This window comes from Sphingomonas sp. 1185, from assembly GCF_040544655.1.
Lineage (GTDB): Bacteria > Pseudomonadota > Alphaproteobacteria > Sphingomonadales > Sphingomonadaceae > Sphingomonas.
Genome location: NZ_JBEPKL010000025.1, coordinates 34,314 through 55,683 on the forward strand (window position 1 = coordinate 34,314; position 21,370 = coordinate 55,683).

General features: G+C 66.9%; 19 protein-coding genes. 7 read left to right on the top strand and 12 right to left on the bottom strand.

Annotated elements, in window-relative coordinates:
- Positions 1 to 4: 4 nt before the first annotated feature.
- The 6 genes from ABIC44_RS15075 to ABIC44_RS15100 form a co-directional block, all read right to left on the bottom strand.
- On the bottom strand, positions 5 to 364 hold the full coding sequence (locus ABIC44_RS15075) for a phasin family protein (RefSeq protein ID WP_307103235.1): 360 nt from the start codon (positions 362 to 364) through the stop codon (positions 5 to 7).
- A gap of 77 nt (positions 365 to 441) precedes the next feature.
- Positions 442 to 900 carry a hypothetical protein gene (locus tag ABIC44_RS15080; RefSeq protein WP_354296371.1) on the bottom strand — a complete coding sequence of 153 codons (459 nt, stop codon included), beginning with the start codon at positions 898 to 900 and terminating at the stop codon, positions 442 to 444.
- On the bottom strand, positions 890 to 1,360 hold the full coding sequence (locus tag ABIC44_RS15085) for a hypothetical protein (RefSeq protein WP_354296373.1): 471 nt from the start codon (positions 1,358 to 1,360) through the stop codon (positions 890 to 892). Before ABIC44_RS15085 ends, ABIC44_RS15080 begins: the two co-directional genes overlap by 11 nt.
- 50 nt (positions 1,361 to 1,410) lie before the next feature.
- Complete coding sequence (locus ABIC44_RS15090; RefSeq protein ID WP_307103229.1) at positions 1,411 to 1,758, bottom strand: hypothetical protein; 348 nt, start codon at positions 1,756 to 1,758, stop codon at positions 1,411 to 1,413.
- A 53-nt stretch (positions 1,759 to 1,811) separates the two neighbouring features.
- Positions 1,812 to 2,357, bottom strand: a complete 546-nt coding sequence (locus ABIC44_RS15095; protein ID WP_309698954.1) for a helix-turn-helix domain-containing protein — start codon at positions 2,355 to 2,357, stop codon at positions 1,812 to 1,814.
- A 151-nt stretch (positions 2,358 to 2,508) separates the two neighbouring features.
- Positions 2,509 to 2,706 (bottom strand): hypothetical protein, encoded by a 198-nt coding sequence (locus tag ABIC44_RS15100; protein WP_307103224.1) that lies wholly within the window; start codon positions 2,704 to 2,706, stop codon positions 2,509 to 2,511.
- Positions 2,707 to 3,099: 393 nt separating this feature from the next.
- Here ABIC44_RS15100 and acnA point away from each other — a divergent pair, with 393 nt between their 5' ends.
- Positions 3,100 to 5,787 carry an aconitate hydratase AcnA gene (gene acnA / locus ABIC44_RS15105; protein ID WP_354296375.1) on the top strand — a complete coding sequence of 896 codons (2,688 nt, stop codon included), beginning with the start codon at positions 3,100 to 3,102 and terminating at the stop codon, positions 5,785 to 5,787.
- Positions 5,788 to 6,122: 335 nt separating this feature from the next.
- Here acnA and ABIC44_RS15110 read toward each other — a convergent pair whose 3' ends face one another.
- On the bottom strand, positions 6,123 to 6,782 hold the full coding sequence (locus tag ABIC44_RS15110) for a hypothetical protein (RefSeq protein WP_354296377.1): 660 nt from the start codon (positions 6,780 to 6,782) through the stop codon (positions 6,123 to 6,125).
- Positions 6,779 to 7,993, bottom strand: a complete 1,215-nt coding sequence (locus tag ABIC44_RS15115) for a TIGR04063 family PEP-CTERM/XrtA system glycosyltransferase (RefSeq protein ID WP_354296378.1) — start codon at positions 7,991 to 7,993, stop codon at positions 6,779 to 6,781. The genes ABIC44_RS15110 and ABIC44_RS15115 overlap by 4 nt, the downstream gene beginning before the upstream one ends.
- A gap of 95 nt (positions 7,994 to 8,088) precedes the next feature.
- Here ABIC44_RS15115 and ABIC44_RS15120 point away from each other — a divergent pair, with 95 nt between their 5' ends.
- Together ABIC44_RS15120 and ABIC44_RS15125 are read left to right on the top strand one after the other, a co-directional pair.
- A complete protein-coding gene (locus ABIC44_RS15120; RefSeq protein WP_307103216.1) occupies positions 8,089 to 8,241 on the top strand; it encodes a hypothetical protein in 153 nt (50 codons plus the stop codon).
- Positions 8,234 to 9,592: a putative O-glycosylation ligase, exosortase A system-associated gene (locus ABIC44_RS15125; RefSeq protein WP_354296380.1), complete on the top strand. Its 1,359-nt coding sequence runs from the start codon at positions 8,234 to 8,236 to the stop codon at positions 9,590 to 9,592. Before ABIC44_RS15120 ends, ABIC44_RS15125 begins: the two co-directional genes overlap by 8 nt.
- Here ABIC44_RS15125 and ABIC44_RS15130 read toward each other — a convergent pair.
- Both ABIC44_RS15130 and ABIC44_RS15135 read right to left on the bottom strand, forming a co-directional pair.
- On the bottom strand, positions 9,567 to 10,493 hold the full coding sequence (locus tag ABIC44_RS15130) for a right-handed parallel beta-helix repeat-containing protein (protein ID WP_354296382.1): 927 nt from the start codon (positions 10,491 to 10,493) through the stop codon (positions 9,567 to 9,569). The genes ABIC44_RS15125 and ABIC44_RS15130 overlap by 26 nt on opposite strands.
- Positions 10,494 to 10,721: 228 nt before the next feature.
- Complete coding sequence (locus ABIC44_RS15135) at positions 10,722 to 11,294, bottom strand: type 1 glutamine amidotransferase domain-containing protein (protein WP_309693136.1); 573 nt, start codon at positions 11,292 to 11,294, stop codon at positions 10,722 to 10,724.
- Between the two features lie 121 nt (positions 11,295 to 11,415).
- Here ABIC44_RS15135 and ABIC44_RS15140 point away from each other — a divergent pair, with 121 nt between their 5' ends.
- Positions 11,416 to 12,417, top strand: coding sequence for a DNA topoisomerase IB (locus ABIC44_RS15140; protein ID WP_354296385.1), 1,002 nt, complete (start codon positions 11,416 to 11,418; stop codon positions 12,415 to 12,417).
- 25 nt (positions 12,418 to 12,442) lie between these two features.
- Positions 12,443 to 13,609: a mechanosensitive ion channel family protein gene (locus ABIC44_RS15145; protein WP_354296387.1), complete on the top strand. Its 1,167-nt coding sequence runs from the start codon at positions 12,443 to 12,445 to the stop codon at positions 13,607 to 13,609.
- 124 nt (positions 13,610 to 13,733) lie between these two features.
- On the opposite strand, the gene ABIC44_RS15150 is transcribed toward ABIC44_RS15145, so the two are convergent.
- Positions 13,734 to 16,664 (bottom strand): L-glutamate gamma-semialdehyde dehydrogenase, encoded by a 2,931-nt coding sequence (locus tag ABIC44_RS15150; protein WP_354296388.1) that lies wholly within the window; start codon positions 16,662 to 16,664, stop codon positions 13,734 to 13,736.
- A 579-nt stretch (positions 16,665 to 17,243) separates the two neighbouring features.
- On the opposite strand from ABIC44_RS15150, the gene ABIC44_RS15155 reads away from it, so the two are divergent.
- Positions 17,244 to 17,723 (top strand): pyridoxamine 5'-phosphate oxidase family protein, encoded by a 480-nt coding sequence (locus ABIC44_RS15155; protein WP_309704032.1) that lies wholly within the window; start codon positions 17,244 to 17,246, stop codon positions 17,721 to 17,723.
- Between the two features lie 216 nt (positions 17,724 to 17,939).
- Here ABIC44_RS15155 and ABIC44_RS15160 read toward each other — a convergent pair whose 3' ends face one another.
- Positions 17,940 to 19,157 (bottom strand): polyhydroxyalkanoate depolymerase, encoded by a 1,218-nt coding sequence (locus tag ABIC44_RS15160; protein ID WP_354296390.1) that lies wholly within the window; start codon positions 19,155 to 19,157, stop codon positions 17,940 to 17,942.
- 228 nt (positions 19,158 to 19,385) lie between these two features.
- Here ABIC44_RS15160 and ABIC44_RS15165 point away from each other — a divergent pair, with 228 nt between their 5' ends.
- Positions 19,386 to 21,173, top strand: coding sequence for an ABC transporter transmembrane domain-containing protein (locus tag ABIC44_RS15165; protein WP_354296392.1), 1,788 nt, complete (start codon positions 19,386 to 19,388; stop codon positions 21,171 to 21,173).
- The last annotated feature ends 197 nt before the right edge of the window (positions 21,174 to 21,370 follow it).

Here is a 21,370-nt window from a genome sequence, read left to right on the forward strand (position 1 = left end):
GTATTTAATTGCCGGACCCGCGCGCCGCGCCGACGGCGTCGCGACCGAACTGGACGATCAGCTCGCCAATCTCGCGCGCCTGTGCCATCGAGCGATTGCCCTGTTCGCGCAGGAACTCGGTCTGGATGCGCATCACGTCGCCCAGATCCTTGGCCGAGGCTGCCGAGCGCATCGCGGCAAAAGCCTCGCGCGTGTTGGTTTCGGCCTGTTCCAGCATCTTGAGCGTGACCTGCGATCCGCCCTCGGCCATCTTCTGGCCGGTCGCCTGCATCGCCTCGCCCGCGCCCTTCACCCGGTCGGCAAAGGCGCCGGTGCCCATATCGCCACCGATCGCACCCGCGCCGCCGCCATTATCCTCGGCCATCTCGTCCGTCTCCTTGCCTTTGCCCGTGTCCCTTGAACCCTTGGCCGCGTCAGGAGTTTCACCCCGCCCGATCGCGCTCAGAACCCTGCGAAATACCGGGTCAGCATCGCCTCGGCGGGTGCGCCCAGCGTCAATCCGTCCTCGTGGCGCTCGACCCAGCCGCGCTGGACGAGCAGCGCGATCCAGCGGGGGCCGGTCAAACCCTCCGGTGACAGGCCGATGGCGCTCAGCAGCGCCTCGTCGGACAGCGGCTTGCCCGCCTCGAACAGCGCGATGATGATTTCCCAGGCAAGGTCGCCGAACATGTCGGCACAGGGCCCCGCGATCCGGCGCAGCTCGATCCGCTGGTTCAGGATCATCCGCGCGCATTCCCGCGGGGTCGGCACGCGCGGCGCACGCGGCACCGGCACACCGCCGCCGGGCGTCCCCGAAATGGCCGCGATACGAGTCTGCACGTCCGCCATGACCTCGACGAAATGCTGGAAGCTCGCGCGATCCGCCTCGGGCCAGTGCAGCAGGCGAAATTCAGGCTCCATGCCGCTCGCCGCCCCGCCATGGCAGGGTCCAGTCGGGATCGGTGCCATAGCGCGCCAGCCGGATGCGATGGCGCAGCACCCCCATCCCCAGCAGGACGAGCATGGGATAGGCCAGCTTGCCGCCCGCCGCCGCATACATCCACGGCATCAGCGCCGGGTCGAAGCCCTTGACCCCGTGAATCCCCACCGCCAGCAGGTGGAACGCGGCCAGCCATAGCGGCCAGAACCGGTTGGCCAGCAACGCCACGCCGGTCAGCCCCATCATCAACGCCAGGTCGATGCCCAGCTCCAGCGCCTCGACGCGGTGAAAGCTGGTCGACGGATCGAAGGGCAGGACCACCGTCGCGATCGACGCGCACAGCAGGATCACGGCGGTGGTGCGCTCGGGCCATCCCCCCAGCGTCAGCGCATAGAGGCAGACCAGCCCTTGCAGGAAGTTGAAGACATAGACGTGAGTCACGGCGTGCCCCGCTGCCTGGATGATGGGTCGGACACGCCGTGCCTGTCGGATCAGGCCGCGGCGCGCAGCGGCATCGGCGACACCGTGCCGGTGACTTCGGGCGGCTTGGGACGGTTGTCGCCATATTCGTCGGCGTCGAAGCCGATCGTCTTGCCGACCTTTTCGAGGATGCGGTGGCTCTGCACCGTATGGCCGCGCGCCTGGCCGATCGCCATCATCGCCTGGCCCAGCATCTCGAAGGCGTGCTGGCCGACGACCGCCGACAGCTTCGCTTCGGCCCGTGCCCGCGGCAGGGCCATCGCCAATGCGCCCGCCGTCGCGAAGGCCGCGTCGAGATCGTTTTCCAGCTTCCACAGCAGCTCGGTCACCTGAAGTGCCGATTCATGTTCGGTCATCATCGCTTGCCCCCGATTTCGACCATGCCCGCTCCCGGCGGCATGGCACATTGCCGTCAGCCAAGGTGCGACAGCCGCCCGATGACCCGGGTCATCACATCGAGTCCCGTCGCCAGCATGCCGAAGCCGATGGCGAGCGCGACGGCGATCGTGGGGATCCACAGCAGCCTTTCGGCCATGGTCATGTCGTTGCGGGCCTGGCCCTGACGCCGGACCGGGAGAGACAAGCGGGGCGATGCGTGGACATGGCCGCCCTGCACCGCCCCGCCGACCGTACTCCCATCCGGTGCCATCGGAAGTGGCATGGGCGTCGGTTCGGAAACTAGCCCCGCAGAATCGGGTATGATTTTATGCGGGGTAGGTTCTGCTTCGATTTCAGGGACTTGGTCATTTTCATGGGCCTCGAAATCGGCCAGGGCGATGGCCGCGTCGCGGCGATTGCGCGCGCCCAGCAGGCGAACGGCCTCGGTCAGATAGCTGTCGACGGTGGATTTCCCGAGCCCCAGCTCGGCGGCGATTTCCTTGGACCCTTTCAAGGCCTTCACCCCGCGCAGACATTCGCGATGGCGGCGGGTCAACAGGGCGAAACGTTCGGGGGTCATCACTTTTTCCGGCCACGCCGGGCGGATCGCCCGCGTGCGTTCCACGCCCTAGCCGCGAGAGTGGTGCCTCGCCAAGACACTCCTTGTCCGATTTGGCGTCCGATTTGGCCAGGACACGAATATTTAAGGATTTGATTCGGCTCCCGCCGCCTCACTCGCGCCGGGTGGAGGACGCGATTCCCTCAATCGAGTCGAGCGCCTTCAACAGATCGTCGAACGCCGTATCCTCCTGGACCGGGAAGGACCGCCGGAAACCCGACCCCAGCACGTCCAGGTCACGCTGGGTGAGCAGGCCGACCGCGACGATCGGGTCGGGTCGGCGGGGCGATTGGGGCGTGTCCTTCGCCATCACCGCCATCCACCATCGGTACGCGCGTCGCGGCGTATCGCGGACAATGGCGAACGCGCCGTTACCGCTTCGTGCCCCCTATCCGATACGGGGAATCGTGAAACGATCAGGCCGTGCATTATCCGAACTCCATCCATGACGGCTCAACCCGTCATTCGGCACAGCTGTTCCACGGATTTTCCACGACAGGACCGCCGGTTGCGATCGTTGCGGGAAAGGGCATCGCGGGAAAGGGCGGGACGACGGCGTTTCCGCAACTTGACACCCTTCCCTGTCGGCCCCGCCATTGCTAAGGCCGCTGGCGTCTACCGGATTTATTCCCGGCGCGCCTGCTCGCGGCTGCATGCTGCCGTGTCCCCCGGGCGTGCTCGGCTCGACCAAGAAGGGACGCCCATGACTGCGATAGGCCAGGACAGCCTGAAGACCCGCTCGACGCTGAACGTCGACGGCAAGACCTATGATTATTTCAGCCTCGCCAAGGCATCCGAGCAGCTCGGCGACATCAGCCGCCTGCCCTTCTCGATGAAGGTGCTGCTGGAGAATCTGCTGCGCTTCGAGGACGGCACGACCGTCACGCGCGAGGATATCCAGGCGATCGTCGACTGGCAGAAGACCCAGCGTTCGGACCGCGAGATCCAGTATCGCCCGGCCCGCGTGCTGATGCAGGACTTCACCGGCGTGCCGTGCGTGGTCGACCTGGCCGCGATGCGCGACGCGATCACCAAGCTGGGCGGCGACGCGGCCAAGATCAATCCGCAGGTCCCCGTCCACCTCGTCATCGACCACTCGGTCATGGTGGACGAGTTCGGCACGCCGCAGGCGTTCGAGGACAATGTCGACCTCGAATACCAGCGCAACATGGAACGCTATGAGTTCCTGAAGTGGGGCTCGAAGGCGCTCGACAATTTCTCGGTCGTTCCGCCGGGCACCGGCATCTGCCACCAGGTGAACCTGGAATATATCGGCCAGGCCATCTGGTCCTCGACCGAGACCGGCGAGCATGCGACCGGCTCGGCCGCGATCGCGTACCCGGACACGCTGGTCGGCACCGACAGCCACACCACGATGATCAACGGCCTGGGCGTGCTCGGCTGGGGCGTCGGCGGGATCGAGGCGGAAGCCGCGATGCTCGGCCAGCCCGTGTCGATGCTGATCCCCGAAGTCGTCGGCTTCAAGCTGACCGGCAAGCTCCAGGAAGGCATCACCGCCACCGACCTGGTGCTGACCATCACCCAGATGCTGCGCGCCAAGGGCGTGGTCGGCCGCTTCGTCGAGTTCTACGGCCCCGGCCTGTCGTCGATGACGCTCGCCGACCGTGCGACGATCGCCAACATGGCGCCCGAGTACGGCGCGACCTGCGGCTTCTTCCCTGTGGACGACAAGACGCTCGACTATATGCGCCTGACCGCGCGTTCGGACGAGAATGTCGCCCTGGTCGAGGCTTATGCCAAGGCCAACGGCTTCTGGCGTCATGACGATGCCGCCGACCCCGTCTTCACCGACACGCTGGAGCTGGACATGTCGACGGTCGTGCCGTCGCTGGCCGGTCCGAAGCGTCCGCAGGACAAGGTCATCCTCACCGAAGTCGACGACGTGTTCAACGCCGACCTCGCCAAGGTGTACAAGAAGGGCGCCCCCGCGCGCGTCTCGGTCGACGATCGTGGCCATGACATCGGCGACGGCGACGTCGTGATCGCCGCGATCACCAGCTGCACCAACACCTCGAACCCGAGCGTGCTGGTCGCCGCCGGCCTGGTCGCCCGCAAGGCGAACGCACTGGGCCTGAAGCCCAAGCCCTGGGTCAAGACCTCGCTCGCCCCCGGTAGCCAGGTTGTGACCGATTACCTCGACAAGGCGGGCCTGACCGCCGATCTCGACGCGATCGGCTTCAACCTGGTCGGCTATGGCTGCACCACCTGCATCGGCAATTCGGGTCCGCTGGCCGAGCCGATCTCGAAGGCGATCAACGGCAACGACATCGTCGCCGCCTCGGTGCTGTCGGGCAACCGCAACTTCGAGGGCCGCGTGTCGCCCGACGTGCGCGCCAACTTCCTCGCCTCGCCGCCGCTCGTGGTGGCCTATGCGCTGAAGGGCACCGTCACGCAGGACATGCGCGAGACGCCGATCGGCCAGGGCAAGGACGGCCAGGACGTCTATCTCAAGGACATCTGGCCCTCGAACGACGAAGTCCGCAGCCTGATGGATGCGAACATCGACGACGAGATGTTCCGTTCGCGCTACGGCAATGTCTATGCGGGCGACGCCAAGTGGTCGGCGATCGAGGTGACCGGCTCGGACACCTATGCCTGGCCCGCCGCTTCGACCTATGTCGCCAACCCGCCCTATTTCGAGGGCATGGAGATGACGCCGAAGCCCGTCACCGACATCATCGAGGCCAAGCCGCTCGCCATCCTGGGCGACTCGATCACGACCGACCACATCAGCCCGGCCGGTTCGATCAAGGCCGACAGCCCGGCAGGCATCTTCCTGCAGGAGCATCAGGTCGCCAAGAAAGACTTCAACTCCTATGGCGCGCGTCGCGGCAACCACGACGTGATGATGCGCGGCACCTTCGCCAATATCCGCATCAAGAACGAGATGGTGCCGGGTGTCGAAGGCGGCATGACCCAGTATGACGGCGAAGTGATGCCGATCTATGACGCCGCGATGCGTCACAAGGCCGACGGCACGCCGCTCGTCATCGTCGCGGGCAAGGAATATGGCACCGGCTCGTCGCGCGACTGGGCGGCGAAGGGCACCAACCTGCTCGGCGTCCGCGCGGTCATCACCGAGAGCTTCGAGCGTATCCACCGTTCGAACCTGGTCGGCATGGGCGTCCTGCCGCTGCAGTTCGCCGAGGGCGTGACCCGCGAGACGCTGAAGCTGGACGGCACCGAGAGCTTCACCATCCAGAACGTGGCGGCGATCCGTCCGCGTCAGGATGTCGAGGTGATCCTGACCCGCAAGGACGGCTCGACCGAAACCTTCCTGACCAAGTGCCGCATCGATACCGTCAACGAGCTGGAATATTTCCTGAACGGCGGCATCCTGCAGTACGTTCTGCGCAAGCTGGCGGCCTAATCCGCCCGTCGGGGGCGGGCCGGTGGCCCGCTCCCCTTGCCGATGGCATCAGACGCCCGTCCGGATTCGTCCGGGCGGGCGTTTGGTTTTTCGCGGTGGCCGGGTCCGCGCTTTGCCCGTCATCCGTTCGCGTGAGCGTTGCGCGCCGTGGGGGGAGCCTCAAGGAGAAATGAGGTTCGCGCAGAGGCGCGGAGGACGCAGAGATAGGATCTCGAAAATCGCGCCCTTCCGCCTGTGAAGAGAGGGGCCACGCATCCCCGGCCGGCGACGCCTCTGCGCCCTCCGCGCCTCTGCGCGAACCAAATACTCTTTATTTCGACTCGGCCTGGAGCGACTTATCCCTGCCGGTGCGCCTTGCGCAGCGCGGTTTCGCGCTCCAGCCGTTCCAGCATCGCCTCGATCGACTCGTCCCCGCGAAGCGGCAGCGCGCCGCCGCGTTCCTCGGCAATGGGCTCGCGCATCGGGGGGATCGGCATAGGTTCCGGTTCGCGCGGGACGGCGCGGATCGCGTCCGGATCGAACGCGGCCAGCGGCATGTCGAGATCGGCGGGAAGCGTCCGCTCCATGTCGGGCATGTCCTCGTCCTCCGGCGGGGGCGGCGGTGCGCCCAGTTCGGCGGCGAGCAGCGGGCGACGCGGCGGCGCATCGGGGTGGCGGTCGGAGCGGCGGACGCTGGGGACATAATCCTCGTCCTCGGCATCCTCGGCCTTGGCGCGCCGGGCCAGCAGCCCGCCCGGACCCCAGAGAAGATAGGTCGCGGCCCACAGGACGGCCCCGCCGCCCGCACCGATCCCGAACGCCAGCAACAGCCGCGCCTTGACGCCCAAGGGCGGTTGCGCGGCGGAGAAGATGTCGGCCAGCCCCAGCTGCGCGACCAGCATTTCCAGGCGCCAGACCGGCGCGACGAGCAGGATGAAGGCGAGCAGCACGCCAAACGCCCCGCCGACCAGCGCGGGCATGAAGCGATAGGGGGAAGGCGTCGCGGTGAAGGTCATGATCCGATCGGCGCCTTGCCTAGCAGGTTTCGGTAAACAGGTTCGTAACGGCGGATATTCGAGGCCCAATCGCGTTCGGTTTCAACAAAATATCGCCCCGCATCGCGCCGCGCCTCCCATATCCCGCGATTCGACAGCAGGTCCGCCAGCGCATCGGCCAGCGCGACCGGATCGTCGGGCGGGAACAGCGTTCCCGTCTCGCCGTCGCGGATCAGCTCGCGATGCCCGCCGACATCGGACGCCGCGACCAGCCGCCGCTGCGCCATGGCCTCCAGCGGTTTCAGCGGCGTGACAAGATCGGTCAGCCGCATCTTCTTGCGCGGATAGGCGAGGATATCGACCAGCCCGTAATAGCGCTCGACCGCCTGATGCGGCACGCGCCCGATGAAGCGGATCGCCGACGCCACAGGCGAGGCCTGCGCCTGTGCGCGCAAGGCCGCCTCCATCGGGCCACCGCCGACCAGCAGCAGCCGCGCGCGGGGCCGTGCCGCGACCAGACGGGGCATGGCGGCGATCAGGTCGTCCAGCCCCTCATAATCATAGAAGCTGCCGATGAAGCCGATGACCTCCGCATCGTCCAGCCCCAGCTCGCGCGCCAATGCGTCGTCGCGGGCGGGCGGGCGGCCGAACAGGGTCAGGTCGACGCCATTGGGCGAGACGATGATCTTGTCCGCCGCGATTCCCCGCGCGATCAGGTCGCCGCGCAGCCCTTCGCAGATGACCGCGACCGCATCGGCGCGCGCACAGGCCCAGCCTTCCAGCGCGCGGGTCGCGCGGTAGCGGCGGCTGCCCTCGACACCCGTGCCGTTGCCGACCGCCGCATCCTCCCAGAAGGCGCGGATCTCATAGACCAGCGGCAATTTGCGCCGCCGGGCCACGACCCAGGCGGCCAGCGCATCGAGCACGGGCGAATGGGCATGGAGGATATCGGGCCGGAACGCGTCGACCGCCGCGCCGATCGCCCGGACATGCGCGGCCATCCCCCTCGCCTCGCCGACCAGCCCGTCGGGCGTGCCGGTCGCGCTGGGGGTGCGGTAGAAGGTCAGCCCTTCGAGCATCTCGACCCCGCCTTCGCCCTTGCCCTGACGCGGCCCGGTCACCGCCGCCACCTCATGCCCCTGGGCGACCTGTGCCTTCAGGATCGCGCGCGTCCGGAACGTGTATCCGCTTTGCAGCGGCAGACCGTGGTCGAGGATATGCAGGATACGCATGGCGTTATGCCTGTCATGCCACCCCTTAACGCCGCGTCAACCGTGGGTTTATAAGCGTGGCCGACCGCGCCGTTTTGGAATGGGAAGGAGGGGCGATGATCGACAGTTTCGCCCTGCTGCTGACCCATGGCCTGATGCTGCTGGCGGCGTGGCGCCTGTTGACCCGCCGCGATCTGGACCAGGAGGGCGAGGTCGAGCGTCCGTCGCGAATCAAACGCCCCGGCGAACGGCCACGCGGCGATGCGTGACCTGTTCCTGATCGGCTTTTTGGTCAGCCTGTTCGGCATGGGCCTGCGCCGCCCGTTCCTGCTGGTGCTGACCTATATCTATATCGATATCGTCTCGCCCCAGCGGCTGACCTATTATCTGCTGAACACGGTGCCGATCTCGCTGATCGCGGTGGTCGCGGCGGTCGGGGCCTGGGCGCTGGTCGACGACAAGCGCGACAGCCGGTTCACCGCGCGGCAGGCGGGCATCCTGATGCTGCTGATCTATTGCGGGATCACCACCTATTTCGGGGCCGATTTCCCGATCGAGGCGGCGGACAAATGGGGATGGGTGTGGAAGGCGCTGGCCTTTGCCGTCTTCCTGCCGCTGACCCTGCGCACCCGGCTGCGGATCGAGGCGCTGCTGCTGTTCATGGTCCTGTCGCTGGCGTCGATCGTCATCGTCGGCGGGGTCAAGACGCTGGTCAGCGGCGGCGGTTACGGCGAACTCAACCTGATGGTGAACAACAATACCGGGCTGTACGAGGGCAGCATCATCTCGGCGGTCGCCATCTCGGTCATTCCGACCATATTGTGGCTGATGCGGCACGGCACGATCTTCCCACCCGACTGGCGGGTGCGGGTGTTCGGGCTGGGACTGATCTTCGCCTGTCTGCTGATCCCGGTCGGCACCTCGGCGCGGACCGGGCTGTTGTGCATCGGGCTGCTGGCGATCCTGATGCTGCGCGACGTCAAGCGGCGGCTGCTCTATATCGGCGCGCTGGCGGTCGCCGGGGTGGCGGTCGTGCCGCTGCTGCCCTCCTCCTATACACAGCGGATGAACACCATCCGCACCTATCAGGGGGACGAGTCCGCCTCGACCCGGCTGGCGGTGTGGAAATGGACGCTCGACTATGCGACCTCCAACCCGTTCGGGGGCGGGTTCGAGGCCTATCTGCAGAATTCGGTGCGGTTCGACCTGACCTCGGTCGAGGGCTCGGCGCACGACTCGAAGGTGGAGAAGCGCGTCACCACCGACCGCGCCCGTGCCTATCACTCCAGCTATTTCGAGATGCTGGGCGAACAGGGCTGGCCGGGGCTGTTCCTGTGGCTGGGGATCAACCTGGCGGGAATCCTGCGGATGGAGGCGCTACGCCGCCGTTACCGGGCCGCCAGCGATCCGCTGCACTGGGGCGGGCAGCTGGCGGGTGCGCTCCAGCACGGGCATCTCATCTATCTGCTGGGCGGGGCGTTCGTCGGGATCGCGTTCAACCCCTTCCTCTATCAGCTGATGGCCGCGCAGATCGGGCTCGACACCTATCTGACCCGCAAGACGCGCGAGGCGCGGCAGAAGCCGCTGTTCCGCCCTACCACTTTCGCGCCGTCGACGTGATGCCGGGGCCCAGGATGTTGCCGCGGATCACCAAAGGCTCGCCCGCCCAGTTGCCGACGAACACCGGATTGAAGCCCGCACCGGGTGCCAGCCGCGCGCGGTTATTCTCGACCACCAGCCCCGACGAGTCGTTCTTCGCCCCCTCCGGCGCGACGGTGATCAGCGTCGAGTGATTGTCCTTGTCGCGGCCGAAGACGAACTCGTTGCCCGCGATCCGCCCCTTCGCCCCGTTGGACAGGTCGATCATGTAATTGGTCATATGGCCGTGGCTGTCGTCGAAGCTGCTGTCCAGCACCTCGACATAAGGCGCGCGCGTCTTGACATAATGGCCGCCCTGCCCGCGCTCGAACCGGCAGGCGGTGACGCGCAGCGATCGGTAGCGGCCCATATAGATGCCATGCGCGCCGGTGCCGGTCGGGTCGTGGCCCAGCCCCGAAAAGGTCGAATGATCGACGCTGACCGTGCCGTTGGGATCGTCGGCGGAGAGGATGCCCGACTGGCTGTCGAGGAACATCGCGTTGCTGACCGACAGCGGCCCCTTCTCGATGCGGATGCCCGCGCCATTGCCGTCGCCGACCTCGATATGGCTGAACACGATGCCCTGCACCTGTGCGCCGCGCCCGCGCAGGACCAGCGCCGCCTTCCCCTCGCAGGCGATGCGGGTGAAGATCGTCTTGCCCGGCTCGGCGGCGACATAGGCGACCCGCCCCGCCGTCTGCACCGCGCATTCGCGGTACGTGCCCGGCGCGATGCGGATGGTCCCGTCGCCATCGCCGATTGCCGTCACCGCCTCCTGCAATGTGCCGAAGCCACGCCCGCCGACCGTGAAGGGCGCAGCACTGCCCTGCGCGAGGGCGGCGGCCGACGTCATGCCGAGGAATAGGAGCGGAACCAGGCGCATGGGAGGACATCCTGAAAAAGCGAACGGGCGCCGCATCCTGCCATGCATGGGCAGAGGATGCGACGCCCGGGATCGTCCCGCGAAGGGATGATGCCTATCCTCCCCAAGCTTGCTCGGGGAGGGGGACCACCGCGAAGCGGTGGTGGAGGGGCGACGAACCAGCCATGCCCCTCCACCACGCCCTGCGGGCGCGGTCCCCCTCCCCATCGCAGATGGGGAGGATTGAGTTTACGCCTCTTCGGTCTCTTCCTCGTCGGCCAGTTCGTCCTCCAGCGCGGTCAGGATCGCCTGGTTGAAGGCGGGGATGTCATCCGGCTTGCGGCTGGTGATCAGGTTGCCGTCGACCACGACCTCCTCGTCCACCACATCGGCGCCCGCATTGGACAGGTCGGTGCGGATCGAGGGATAGCTGGTCAGGCGACGTCCATCGATCACGTCCGCCTCGGCCAGCAGCCAGGGGCCGTGGCAGATGGCGGCGACGATCTTGTCGTCCTCCATGAATTCGGTGACGATCTCGACCGCGCGCTCGTTCAGGCGCAGCTTGTCGGGGTTGCAGGTGCCGCCGGGGATGACGAGCGCATCGTAATCGTCGGTATCGACCTCGTCGACGGTCAGGTCGGGGGTCGCGGTCTCCGCCTTGTTGATGTCGCCTTCCATGCCCTGGATCGGGTCGGACTTGAGCGAGGCGAGCGTCACCTTCGCACCGGCGTCTTCCAGCGCCTGGCGGGGCTTGAACAGCTCGACGGTCTCGAATCCGTCGGCGGCGAGCATCAGGACGCGTGCCTGGGAAAGATCGGCCATGATGAAAACTCCTGTCGGGAATGCCTGGGGGGATCGGCCCAGTCAGAACCCGCGACCGCATCGGCCGTTCCGGAACGAAGCGACCAGCGACGCATTTGCAAGGACGACCCGAGAGAGAGCGATGGCCACCCGATTAGTCTTTTGCGACGACAGCAAGCCCGGCATCACCCGGACCAAGGTCCGCGGCCAATGGGCCTATTGGAGCCCGAAGGGCGAGCGGATCACCGATCGCGACGAAATCGACCGGCTGAACCGCATCGGCCTGCCCCCCGCCTATCAGGACGCCTGGTTCTGCCCGCGCGCCAACGGCCATATCCAGGCGGTCGGCTGGGACGAGAAGGGGCGCAAGCAATATCGCTATCACGCCGATTTCCGCGAGGCGCAGGAAGCGGCGAAATATGAACGCTGCGCCGCGTTCGGCCATGCCCTGCCCCGGCTCCGCAAGCGGGTGGAGGCCGACCTGAAGAAGCGCGGCCTGTGCAAGGATCGCGCGGTCGCCGCCGTCGTCCGGCTGCTCGACAACGGCCATATCCGCGTCGGCAACGAAGCCTATGCCGCCACCAACAAGAGTTTCGGCGCGACGACGCTGCGCAAGCGTCACGGGCAGGTGAAGGGCACGACGTTGCGCCTGCGTTACCGGGGAAAGTCGGGCAAGATGCGCGACATGACCCTGACCGACCGCTCGCTCGCCAGCTTCGTGAAGCGGTGCCAGGATCTGGACGAACAGCATCTGTTCGCCTGGGTGGACGAGGATGGCGAGGCCAATCCGGTCACCTCGTCGGACGTGAATGGCTATATCCGCGAAGCCACGGGCTGCGACTTCACCGCCAAGCATTTCCGTACCTGGGCCGCCAGCGTCGCGGCGTTCGAGGCGCTGGCGCTGGCCGAGGCGGACCTCAGCCTGAAGGCGATGCTGGAGCCCGTGGTCGCAAAGCTGGGCAACACCCCCGCCATCGCGCGCAAATCCTATGTCCACCCCTCGCTGATCGCGCTCGTCAAAGAGGGCCAAGCAGCGTTTCGCAAGACCCTGCGCCTGCCGCGTGCGCGTGCGGGGCTGTCCCGCGTCGAGTGCGGGCTCATCGCATTTCTCGAGGCCGGAACCCCGGCCAGCAAGGCGGCCTGACCGCCCCCGTATTCAAGGAGTCCCCATGGCGAAATCCTCGCCCAAGGCGCCGATCTTCGACGGCTCCCGCATTCCCGACCAAGTCAGGGGCATCGTCAACGCGACCTATCAATGGGTGCAGGATTACTGGCTCAAGGTGCTGATCGCGATCGGCATAGGTGCCGTTATCGTACTGGCGCTGCTCTGGGTCCGCAGGCTGGGCGACAAGCTGTGCAGCCGCCCCGGTTTCGCAGGGGGCTGGGGCATAATCCTGGGCCATGCGATCGCGCGGACGAACATGTTCTTCATCGTCACGCTCGCCGCGCAACTGGTCGCGGGCTATGCGGGCGCGCCGGGCGAAGTCGCCAAGACGATCAGCTTCTTCTTCACCATCGCCAGCGCGTTCCAGGCCGCGATCTGGGCGCGCGAACTGATCCTCGGCACGATCGAACATCGCACCCGCTCCGAACATTATTCGGGCGAGGCGTTGTTGTCGGCGATGGGGCTGATCCGCCTCCTCGTGACGGTGGTGCTGTTCGCCATCGCGCTGGTCGTGGTGCTCGACAATCTGGGGGTCAACGTCACCGGCCTGGTCGCGGGTCTGGGCGTCGGCGGTATCGCCATCGGTCTGGCCGCGCAGGGCATCTTCGGCGACCTGTTCGCCGCGCTCGCGATCATCTTCGACCGGCCGTTCCGACGCGGGGACAAGATCAGCTATGACAGCACCAATGGCGTGATCGAGTCGATCGGCCTGAAATCCACCCGCATCCGCGCCTTCACGGGCGAGTTGCGCATCATCTCCAACCGCCAGCTGCTCGACAAGGAAATCCAGAACACGACCGTGCGCGACCATGTCCGGCTGTCGTTCATGATCGGCGTCGCCTATGAAACCCCGCCCGAAACGCTGGCACGCATCCCCGCCCTGCTGACCGAGATCGTCGAGGGCGAAGGCGGCAAGGTCGCCCGCGCCGGGTTCGAGAATTTCGGCGCGTCGAGCCTGGACTTCGCGCTCCAGTTCGACGTGCCCGGCGACGACTGGGCCACCGCGCATGACCTGCGCAACCGGATGCTCGTCACGCTGATGAAGCGGTTCGCGGCGGAGGGGATTTCCATCCCCTATCCCACCCAGACGACCTACACCGCCGCGCCGGACGGGACGCTGGTCATGCCCTATCCGCAGGTCCAGCCGGTCGAGGTGCATCGGGCAAATTAATCCTCCCCTTTAAGGGGAGGTGGCAGTTCGAAGGACTGACGGAGGGGTGTCACGGCCAGCGGGGACACCCCTCCACCATGCTTCGCATGGTCCCCCTCCCCTTGCAGGGGAGGAATAGATCGGATCAGATCCCGCCTTCGTCCAGCGACAACAGCGTGGCGTTGCCGCCCGCCGAGGTCGTGTCGACCGACACCGCCCGCTCCGCGCAGAAGCGGTACAGGTAATGCGGCCCGCCCGCCTTGGGCCCGGTGCCCGACAGACCCTCGCCGCCAAAGGGCTGGCTGCCCACCACCGCGCCGATCATCGAGCGATTGATATAGAGGTTGCCGACCGCCGCCTCGCTCTCGGCGACCTCGCTGGCGCGGGCGATGCGGCTGTGCAGGCCCATGGTCAGGCCATAGCCCTTGGCATTCACCTTCGCGATCGTCTCGGACAGCGTGCCCGCTTCCCAGGTCGCGACATGCAGGATCGGGCCGAACCATTCCTGGGTCAGGTCTTCCACCCGGTCCAACCGGATCAGCGTCGGCGGCACGAACAGCCCGTCGGCGGGCGCGTCGAGCGTCTTGATCGTGCGCGCCGTCATGGCCGCGCGATAGGCCATCAGCTTGTCATAGGCGGCGCGGTCGATCACCGGGCCGACATCGGTCGCCGGCTGGCCCGTGGGGCCGAGCACCAGCGTCTCCATCGCGCCTTTGAGCATCTCGATGACATTGTCCGCGACATCCGCCTGCACCAGCAGCAGCCGGAGCGCCGAGCAACGCTGCCCCGCCGAGCGGAAGGACGAGGTGATGACGTCCGCCACCACCTGTTCGGGCAGCGCGGTCGAATCGACGATCATCGCGTTGATGCCGCCGGTCTCGGCGATCAGCGGCACGATCGGGCGATCGTCATCGGCCACCAGGGTCCGTGCGATCCGCTTGGCGGTGGCGGTCGACCCGGTGAAGGCCACGCCCGCGATCCGGTGATCCTCGGTCAGCGCCTGGCCGACCTCCGGCCCGCCAACCGCCAGCAGCAGCGCGTCGCGCGGCACGCCCGCCCGGTACGCCAGTTCGACTGCGGCTTGCGCGATGGCGGGCGTCTGCGGCGCGGGCTTGGCGACGACGGTGTTGCCGGTGACGAGCGCCGCGACCGTCTGGCCCAGGAAGATCGCCAGCGGGAAGTTCCACGGCGCGACAGTCGCCCAGACGCCGCGCCCTTCGAGGTGCAGCGTGTTGCGCTCGCCGGTCGGCCCGGGCAGTTCGACCGAGCCGAGGCGCGCCCGCGCCTGCTGCGCATAGTAACGACAGAAATCAGCGGCCTCGCGAACCTCACCGATCGCGTCGGGGATGGTTTTGAACGCCTCCTGCACCAGGATCGCCATCAACCGCTCGCGGTCCTGCTCCAGCAGGTCGGCCAGCTTTTCCAGCACGGAAGCGCGGGTGTCGAGCGGCGTCGCGTTCCAGGCCGGGAAAGCCGCATGCGCGCGCGCGACCAACGCGGCGACATCGGCGGTTGCGGCGACCGGCGTCACGGCAGGCGCGTTGACCGCCTTCACCGTGGCGGCGAGCGTCGCGATGTCGCTCAGGTCGATGCCAGTCGAGTTGCGATGGCCCGGCGCGAACAGGTCGACGGGCAGCGGGATGCTCGGGTGCCGCGCGCCACCCACGGCGGCGATCTTGGCGACCGGATCGGCCAGGATCTCCGCCTCGGTCAGCCGCGCATCGGCAAGCTGATGCACGAAGCTCGAATTCGCACCATTTTCCAGCAGACGGCGGACCAGATAGGCCAGCAGGTCGCGATGCCCGCCGACCGGCGCGTAGATACGGCACTTATGGCCATGCTCGCGCACCAGCCGCTCGTACAGGCCGTCGCCCATGCCGTGCAGCCGCTGGAACTCGAAGTCGTGGCTGTTGCCCGCCCATTCCAGGATGGTCGCGACGGTTAGCGCATTGTGGCTGGCAAAGGCGGGGCGGATATTCTCGGCCGCCAGCATGTCCTTGGCGACCGCCAGATAGGACACGTCGGTCGCCGCCTTGCGGGTGAACAGCGGATAGTCGGCCAGGCCCTCGACCTGGGTGCGCTTGATCTCGCTGTCCCAGTACGCGCCCTTGACCAGCCGCACGTTCATGATCCGGTCGAGGCCATTGGCCCAGGCGATGACCGCGCGCGCGCGCTTGCCATAAGCCTGCACCGCCATGCCGAAGCCGTCCCAGCCCTTAAGCGCCGGCATCGCCGCGACACCGCCGATGATGTCGAGGCTCATCTCCAGCCGCTCGGACTCTTCGGCATCGACGGTCAGGGCGATGCCCTTGTCCGCCGCCTGCCGCGCGAGTTGTGCCAGCATGTCGGTCAGCGCGGGCACGCATTCATAGGCGCGCGGCAGCTCGTAACGCGGGTGGAGCGCCGACAGCTTGACCGACACCGAATGCCCCGCCGCCGGGTCGGAGCCGACCGCGTCGATCGCCTTCACATAGGCCTGAAAATAACGCTCGGCATCCTCATGCGTCCGCGCCGCCTCGCCCAGCATGTCGAAGCTGGCGGTGAAGCCCTTATTCTCGGGCTTCTTCATGCGGCGCATCGCCTCTTCGATGGTGCGGCCCATCACGAAGATCTCGCCCATCATCCGCATCGCGGCGCCGACCGCCTGACGCACGAACGGCTCGCCCGCGCGCGACAACAACCGCTTGAGCGGCCCCGCCTCACCCTCGCCCACCAATGCGCGGCCGACGACCAGGCCCCAGGTGGCCGAGTTCACCAGCTTGGACGCCGACCGCCCGGTATGCGCGCGCCAGTCGGCCTCGCCCAGCTTGTCGGCGATCAGCAGGTCGGCGGTCTCGGGATCGGGGACGCGCAGGAACGCCTCGGCGAGGCTCAGCAGCGCCACGCCCTCGGACGAGTTGAGGCGATATTCCTGGAGGAACTGGTTCACCCAACCGCGATTCTGCGCGGCGCGCAGGTCCGCGAGCAGGCCCGAGGCATGGCCCATGATCCGCTCGCGCATCTCCGGCGTCGCGGCGGCGCGGTCGAGCAGCGGCTTCAGGACATCGGGCTCGGGCGCGCGGTACAAGGATTTCATGGTCTTACGGGCGTCGGCGGTAACGGCAGAGGTCATAGGTCTTCAGGTCCGGTCGAGCGACCCAGCGCGCGGTAGAGCACTGGCGGGTCGCATGGCTATGCTGTGATGGACCAGCGCTTAGCGGGAAATGCGGGGGATGGGTATCGTTTGATACGACCATCTCGCCCGAGATCGCCCCGTGTCCAAAATTGAATTTTGAACGATTTCGGACTATATGATTCGCAGGCGAGGACATCCGCCTTTCTGTAGAGCCCCGGTCGCTGCTACGGCCGGGGCTCAAATCCTTTGGGGCTCAGGCTGCTACCCGAGCCCCGCCGGGCACCTTACCTGTTGCGAACATCCACGATCTTCACGACCAAGGTCGCGAAGGCGATGATAACGCCCAGGATCAGGCACAGATCGGCAACGGACATCCGTGGTCCTTTCTGTGAGTGACGGCGGAAGTGCCGTCAGAGGCTTTGTGGCACATCCTATTGAACGGCGTCAGGGGGAAGTCTTGTAGAGAGGCTCTCTACAAGACGCGCAACCATCCCCGCCCCCGCATCGTTCTCCCGACAAACCCATGAAAGGAGAGCCATGATGGCCGACGACAGCCCCCAGGAAATCGCCGCCAAGTTTCTCGACAAGCTGAAGGACAGCCCGTTCGTCATGATCGGCCTGAACGACGGCCAGCATTCCGAACCGATGACCGCGCAGATCGATGACGATCAGCCGAACACGCTGTTCTTCTTCGCTGGCCGCGACAACCGCATCGCGGGCGGGGGCGAGGCGATGGCGCAGTTCGTGGGCAAGGGGCATGACTTCTTCGCCTGCCTCGCCGGCCATGTATCGAAGGACGATGACCGGGCGCAGATCGACAAGCTGTGGAATAATCAGGTCGAGGCCTGGTTCCCACAGGGCAAGTCGGACCCCAATCTGACCCTGCTGCGCTTCGACATCAGCTCGGCCGAGCTGTGGGAAACCGATATCTCGCTGTCGGGCCGGGTGAAGATGCTGTTCGGCGGCACGATCCGTTCGGACGAGTCGTCCAGCCATGCGGTGGTCGGCTCGGTCGCGTAAATACGCGGTTACGGGAATGCGAAACGCCCGGAGGCCATGGTTTCCGGGCGTTTTTCCATTTTCGTGTCCTGCCCCCGTTCAGCCTGAGCGAAGTCGAAGGCCAAGGGAAACGGCTCGCCACACGCTTCTGGCCGAGGCCACCCCGTGGCCTTCGACTTCGCTCAGGCTGAACGGAGGGTGGGGAAACTCAGGCTTAACCGAAGAGGCAGCGGGGGGTCACCCGTTGGCCTTGATCCATTCCTCGACCACCGGCGCGATGCGGTTGCGCCATTTGGAGCCGTTGAAGATACCGTAATGGCCGACCTGCTCGGCCATATAATAGCGCTTCTTCTCGTCCGGCAGGTTCGTCGCCAGCGTCAGTGCGGCGCGGGTCTGGCCCAGGCCGGAAATATCGTCGCGCTCGCCCTCGATCGCCAGGATGCCGATATCGGTGATCGCGCCCGGATCGACGCGCTTGCCATGGTGCAGCATCTCGCCCTTGGGCAGCGCGTGCCGCTGGAATACCAGCTCAACCGTCTGGAGATAGAATTCCGACGTCATGTCGCACACCGCGCGATATTCGTCATAGAAGCGCTTGGTCGCCTCGGCGCTCTCGTCGTCGCCCTGGACCAGATGCTTGAACATCTCCCAGTGCGAGATCATGTGGTTGCCCAGATTCATCGACATGAACCCAGCCAGTTGCAGGAAGCCCGGATAGACCCGCCGCCCCGCCCCCGGATAGGTCATCGGCACGGTGGCGATCGCATTCTGCTCGAACCAGGCATGCGGGCGCTCGGTCGCCAGCAGGTTGACCGCGGTCGGCGTCTCGCGCGTGTCGACCGGGCCGCCCATCAGGGTCAGCGTGCGCGGCGTGCAGGGATGCCTGTCCGCGCTCATCACCGAGGCCGCGACATAGGACGGCACCGAAGGCTGGCACACCGCCAGCATATGGGCGCCCGGCCCGATCTCGGTCAGGAAGTCGATCAGATAGTCGACATAATCGTCGAAATCGAACCGCCCGTCCGCCAGCGGCACCAGCTTCGCGTCGCGCCAGTCGGTGATGTACACCTCGCAGGTCGGCAGCATCCGCTGGACGGTGCCGCGCAGCAGCGTCGCATAATGGCCCGACATCGGCGCGACGATCAGGAGCTTGGGGCTGCCCTCCACGCCCTCGCGGCGGAAGCGCTTGAGCTGGCCGAAGGGCTTGCGCAGCACGATCTCCTCATGGACCGCGACCTCGCGCCCGTCGATCTCGGTCTTGGTCAGGCCGAAGGCGGGCTTGCCGCGCGGCGCGGCGGCATGGGCGAAGACCTCCAGCGCCGACCCCATGATCGCGCCGCCGCCCAGATAGGCGAAGGGATTGGCCGGGTTCTGGAGCAGGCCCGCGCCGAAATTGGCCAGCGCACTCGCACCCGCCAGCATCGAACGCTGCATTTCATAGGCGTCGTACAACATCGTCGATTCCCCTGCGCTCCCCAGCGGGAGCCCTGATTGCCATCGGTCTAGCACGAAACCGTTTGCGCGAGATGACCATAATATGGCCGATCGGTCATGGTGCCGGGTCGATGACAGGATCATGTTCACGATTACACCCGACTGAACGCTTCAAAGCGGCCAAACGATGCCGGAGGGTCGACACCCGGCGTTGAGCCGCCGCCTCCGCGCTGCTAGGCCGCAGCGATCATGGCCAAACCCGCCGCCCCCCGCGACTCCGCCCCCGTTCCGGCCAGCCGCCGCATCAGCAATCTGAAGATGGTCTGGCGGTTCACGCTGCGCTACCCCGCGCATCTCGCCGCCGCCGCGCTGTCGCTGCTGGTCGCGGCCAGCGCGACATTGTTCATCCCGCGCACCTTCCAGAAGGTGATCGACCACGGCTTCGGCAATCTGACCAGGGGGGAGGATATCACCCCCTATTTCCAGGGGCTGCTGGCGGTCGTCGTGGTGCTGGCGCTGGCGACGGCGTTCCGCTTCTATTTCGTGTCGTGGCTCGGCGAGCGGACGGTCGCGGACATCCGCGTCGCGGTGCAGGCCAATCTGCTGCGGCTGGCGCCCCGCTATTTCGAGGAGAATCGCCCCTCCGAGATCGCCAGCCGGCTGACCGCCGACACCGCGATCATCGAACAGGTGGTCGGATCGACCATCTCGATCGCGCTGCGCAATGTCGTCATCGGGATCGGCGGCACCATCTATCTGTTCGCGCTGTCGCCCAAGCTGACCCTGTCGCTGCTGGTCTGCATCCCGCTCGTCGTGCTGCCCATCGTGCTGCTGGGCAGACGCGTGCGCAGCTATTCGCGCGACAGCCAGGACCGGCTGGCCGATATCGGCGCGATCGCGGTCGAGACGCTGGGTGCGATGAAGGTCGTGCAGGCGTTCGGCCAGGAGCGGCGCGAGGCCGAGCGGTTCGAACATGCCGTCAGCAACGGCTTCGCCACCTCGCGCAAGCGCTTCCTGCTGCGCGCGGTGATGACCGCGATGGTGATCGGGCTGTTCTTCGGCGGGCTGACCCTGCTGCTCTGGGAAGCGGTCGCCGATGTCGCCAGCGGGCGGCTGTCGGGCGGGTCGCTGACCGCCTTCGTCGTGACGGGGATGCTGGTCGCGGGTTCGTTCCAGGCGCTGACCGAGGTGTGGGGCGACATATTGCGCGCGTCGGGCGCGGCGCAGCGCCTGGCCGAGCTGCTCGCCGAACAGCCCGAAATCGCCCCGCCTCCCGCCCCCGCCGTCCTGCCGGTCGTGCCGATGGGCGCGTTGCGATTCGAGCATGTCGTGTTCCATTATCCGACCCGGCCCGAGGTCGCCGCGCTCAACGACTTCTCGCTCGACATCCGACCGGGCGAGACGGTGGCGGTGGTCGGCCCTTCGGGCGCGGGCAAGTCGACGCTGTTCCAGCTGGCCGAGCGTTTCTACGACCCGCAGGGCGGCCAAATCTCGCTCGACGGCGTGTCGCTGCGCGATGCCGACCCGGCCGCGATCCGGGCGCGGATCGCGATGGTGCCGCAGGAGACGGTGATCTTCGGTGCCTCGGCGCGCGACAATCTGCGCTATGGCCGGTGGGATGCCGGCGACGATGAGCTTTGGGCCGCGGCGGAGGCCGCCAACGCCGCCGATTTCCTGCGCGCGCTGCCGCAGGGGCTCGACACCTTCCTGGGCGAAGGCGGTGCGCGCCTGTCCGGGGGGCAGCGCCAGCGGATCACCATCGCCCGCGCGCTGCTCCGCGATGCGCCGATCCTGCTGCTGGACGAAGCGACCAGCGCGCTCGACGCCGAGAGCGAGCAGCTGGTGCAACAGGCGCTGGAGCGGTTGATGGCGGACCGGACCACATTGGTCATCGCGCACCGTCTGGCGACGGTCCGGGCGGCCGAGCGGATCGTGGTGATGGACGGCGGCCGGATCGTCGAGCAAGGCCATCATGCCGAACTGATCGCGCATGGTGGGCTCTATGCGCGGCTGGCCAGCCTGCAATTCCACGACTGATAGGGCCGGTTTAGTACCAGTTACCTCTGGAGGGGCGTGACCTTCGACTTCGCTCAGGCGGAACGGGCGTGAGGATTCAGCCCACGTCCCGCCACTGTTCAGCCTGAGCGCAGTCGAAGGCCACGCCCCGCCGCCCCGACAAAATCCCGAAAACTCAAACCATTGCCCCATGGCCTAAACCCGCTTGCGGCCCACGC

Bases quoted from the DNA above. Each gene is read 5' to 3' on its own strand.
- ABIC44_RS15075 (WP_307103235.1), bottom strand. From the start codon at position 364: ATGGCCGAGGATAATGGCGGCGGCGCGGGTGCGATCGGTGGCGATATG.
- ABIC44_RS15080 (WP_354296371.1), bottom strand. From the start codon at position 900: ATGGAGCCTGAATTTCGCCTGCTGCACTGGCCCGAGGCGGATCGCGCG.
- ABIC44_RS15090 (WP_307103229.1), bottom strand. From the start codon at position 1,758: ATGATGACCGAACATGAATCGGCACTTCAGGTGACCGAGCTGCTGTGG.
- ABIC44_RS15095 (WP_309698954.1), bottom strand. From the start codon at position 2,357: ATGACCCCCGAACGTTTCGCCCTGTTGACCCGCCGCCATCGCGAATGT.
- ABIC44_RS15100 (WP_307103224.1), bottom strand. From the start codon at position 2,706: ATGGCGAAGGACACGCCCCAATCGCCCCGCCGACCCGACCCGATCGTC.
- acnA (WP_354296375.1), top strand. From the start codon at position 3,100: ATGACTGCGATAGGCCAGGACAGCCTGAAGACCCGCTCGACGCTGAAC.
- ABIC44_RS15110 (WP_354296377.1), bottom strand. From the start codon at position 6,782: ATGACCTTCACCGCGACGCCTTCCCCCTATCGCTTCATGCCCGCGCTG.
- ABIC44_RS15115 (WP_354296378.1), bottom strand. From the start codon at position 7,993: ATGCGTATCCTGCATATCCTCGACCACGGTCTGCCGCTGCAAAGCGGA.
- ABIC44_RS15120 (WP_307103216.1), top strand. From the start codon at position 8,089: ATGATCGACAGTTTCGCCCTGCTGCTGACCCATGGCCTGATGCTGCTG.
- ABIC44_RS15125 (WP_354296380.1), top strand. From the start codon at position 8,234: ATGCGTGACCTGTTCCTGATCGGCTTTTTGGTCAGCCTGTTCGGCATG.
- ABIC44_RS15130 (WP_354296382.1), bottom strand. From the start codon at position 10,493: ATGCGCCTGGTTCCGCTCCTATTCCTCGGCATGACGTCGGCCGCCGCC.
- ABIC44_RS15135 (WP_309693136.1), bottom strand. From the start codon at position 11,294: ATGGCCGATCTTTCCCAGGCACGCGTCCTGATGCTCGCCGCCGACGGA.
- ABIC44_RS15140 (WP_354296385.1), top strand. From the start codon at position 11,416: ATGGCCACCCGATTAGTCTTTTGCGACGACAGCAAGCCCGGCATCACC.
- ABIC44_RS15145 (WP_354296387.1), top strand. From the start codon at position 12,443: ATGGCGAAATCCTCGCCCAAGGCGCCGATCTTCGACGGCTCCCGCATT.
- ABIC44_RS15150 (WP_354296388.1), bottom strand. From the start codon at position 16,664: ATGAAATCCTTGTACCGCGCGCCCGAGCCCGATGTCCTGAAGCCGCTG.
- ABIC44_RS15155 (WP_309704032.1), top strand. From the start codon at position 17,244: ATGGCCGACGACAGCCCCCAGGAAATCGCCGCCAAGTTTCTCGACAAG.
- ABIC44_RS15160 (WP_354296390.1), bottom strand. From the start codon at position 19,157: ATGTTGTACGACGCCTATGAAATGCAGCGTTCGATGCTGGCGGGTGCG.
- ABIC44_RS15165 (WP_354296392.1), top strand. From the start codon at position 19,386: ATGGCCAAACCCGCCGCCCCCCGCGACTCCGCCCCCGTTCCGGCCAGC.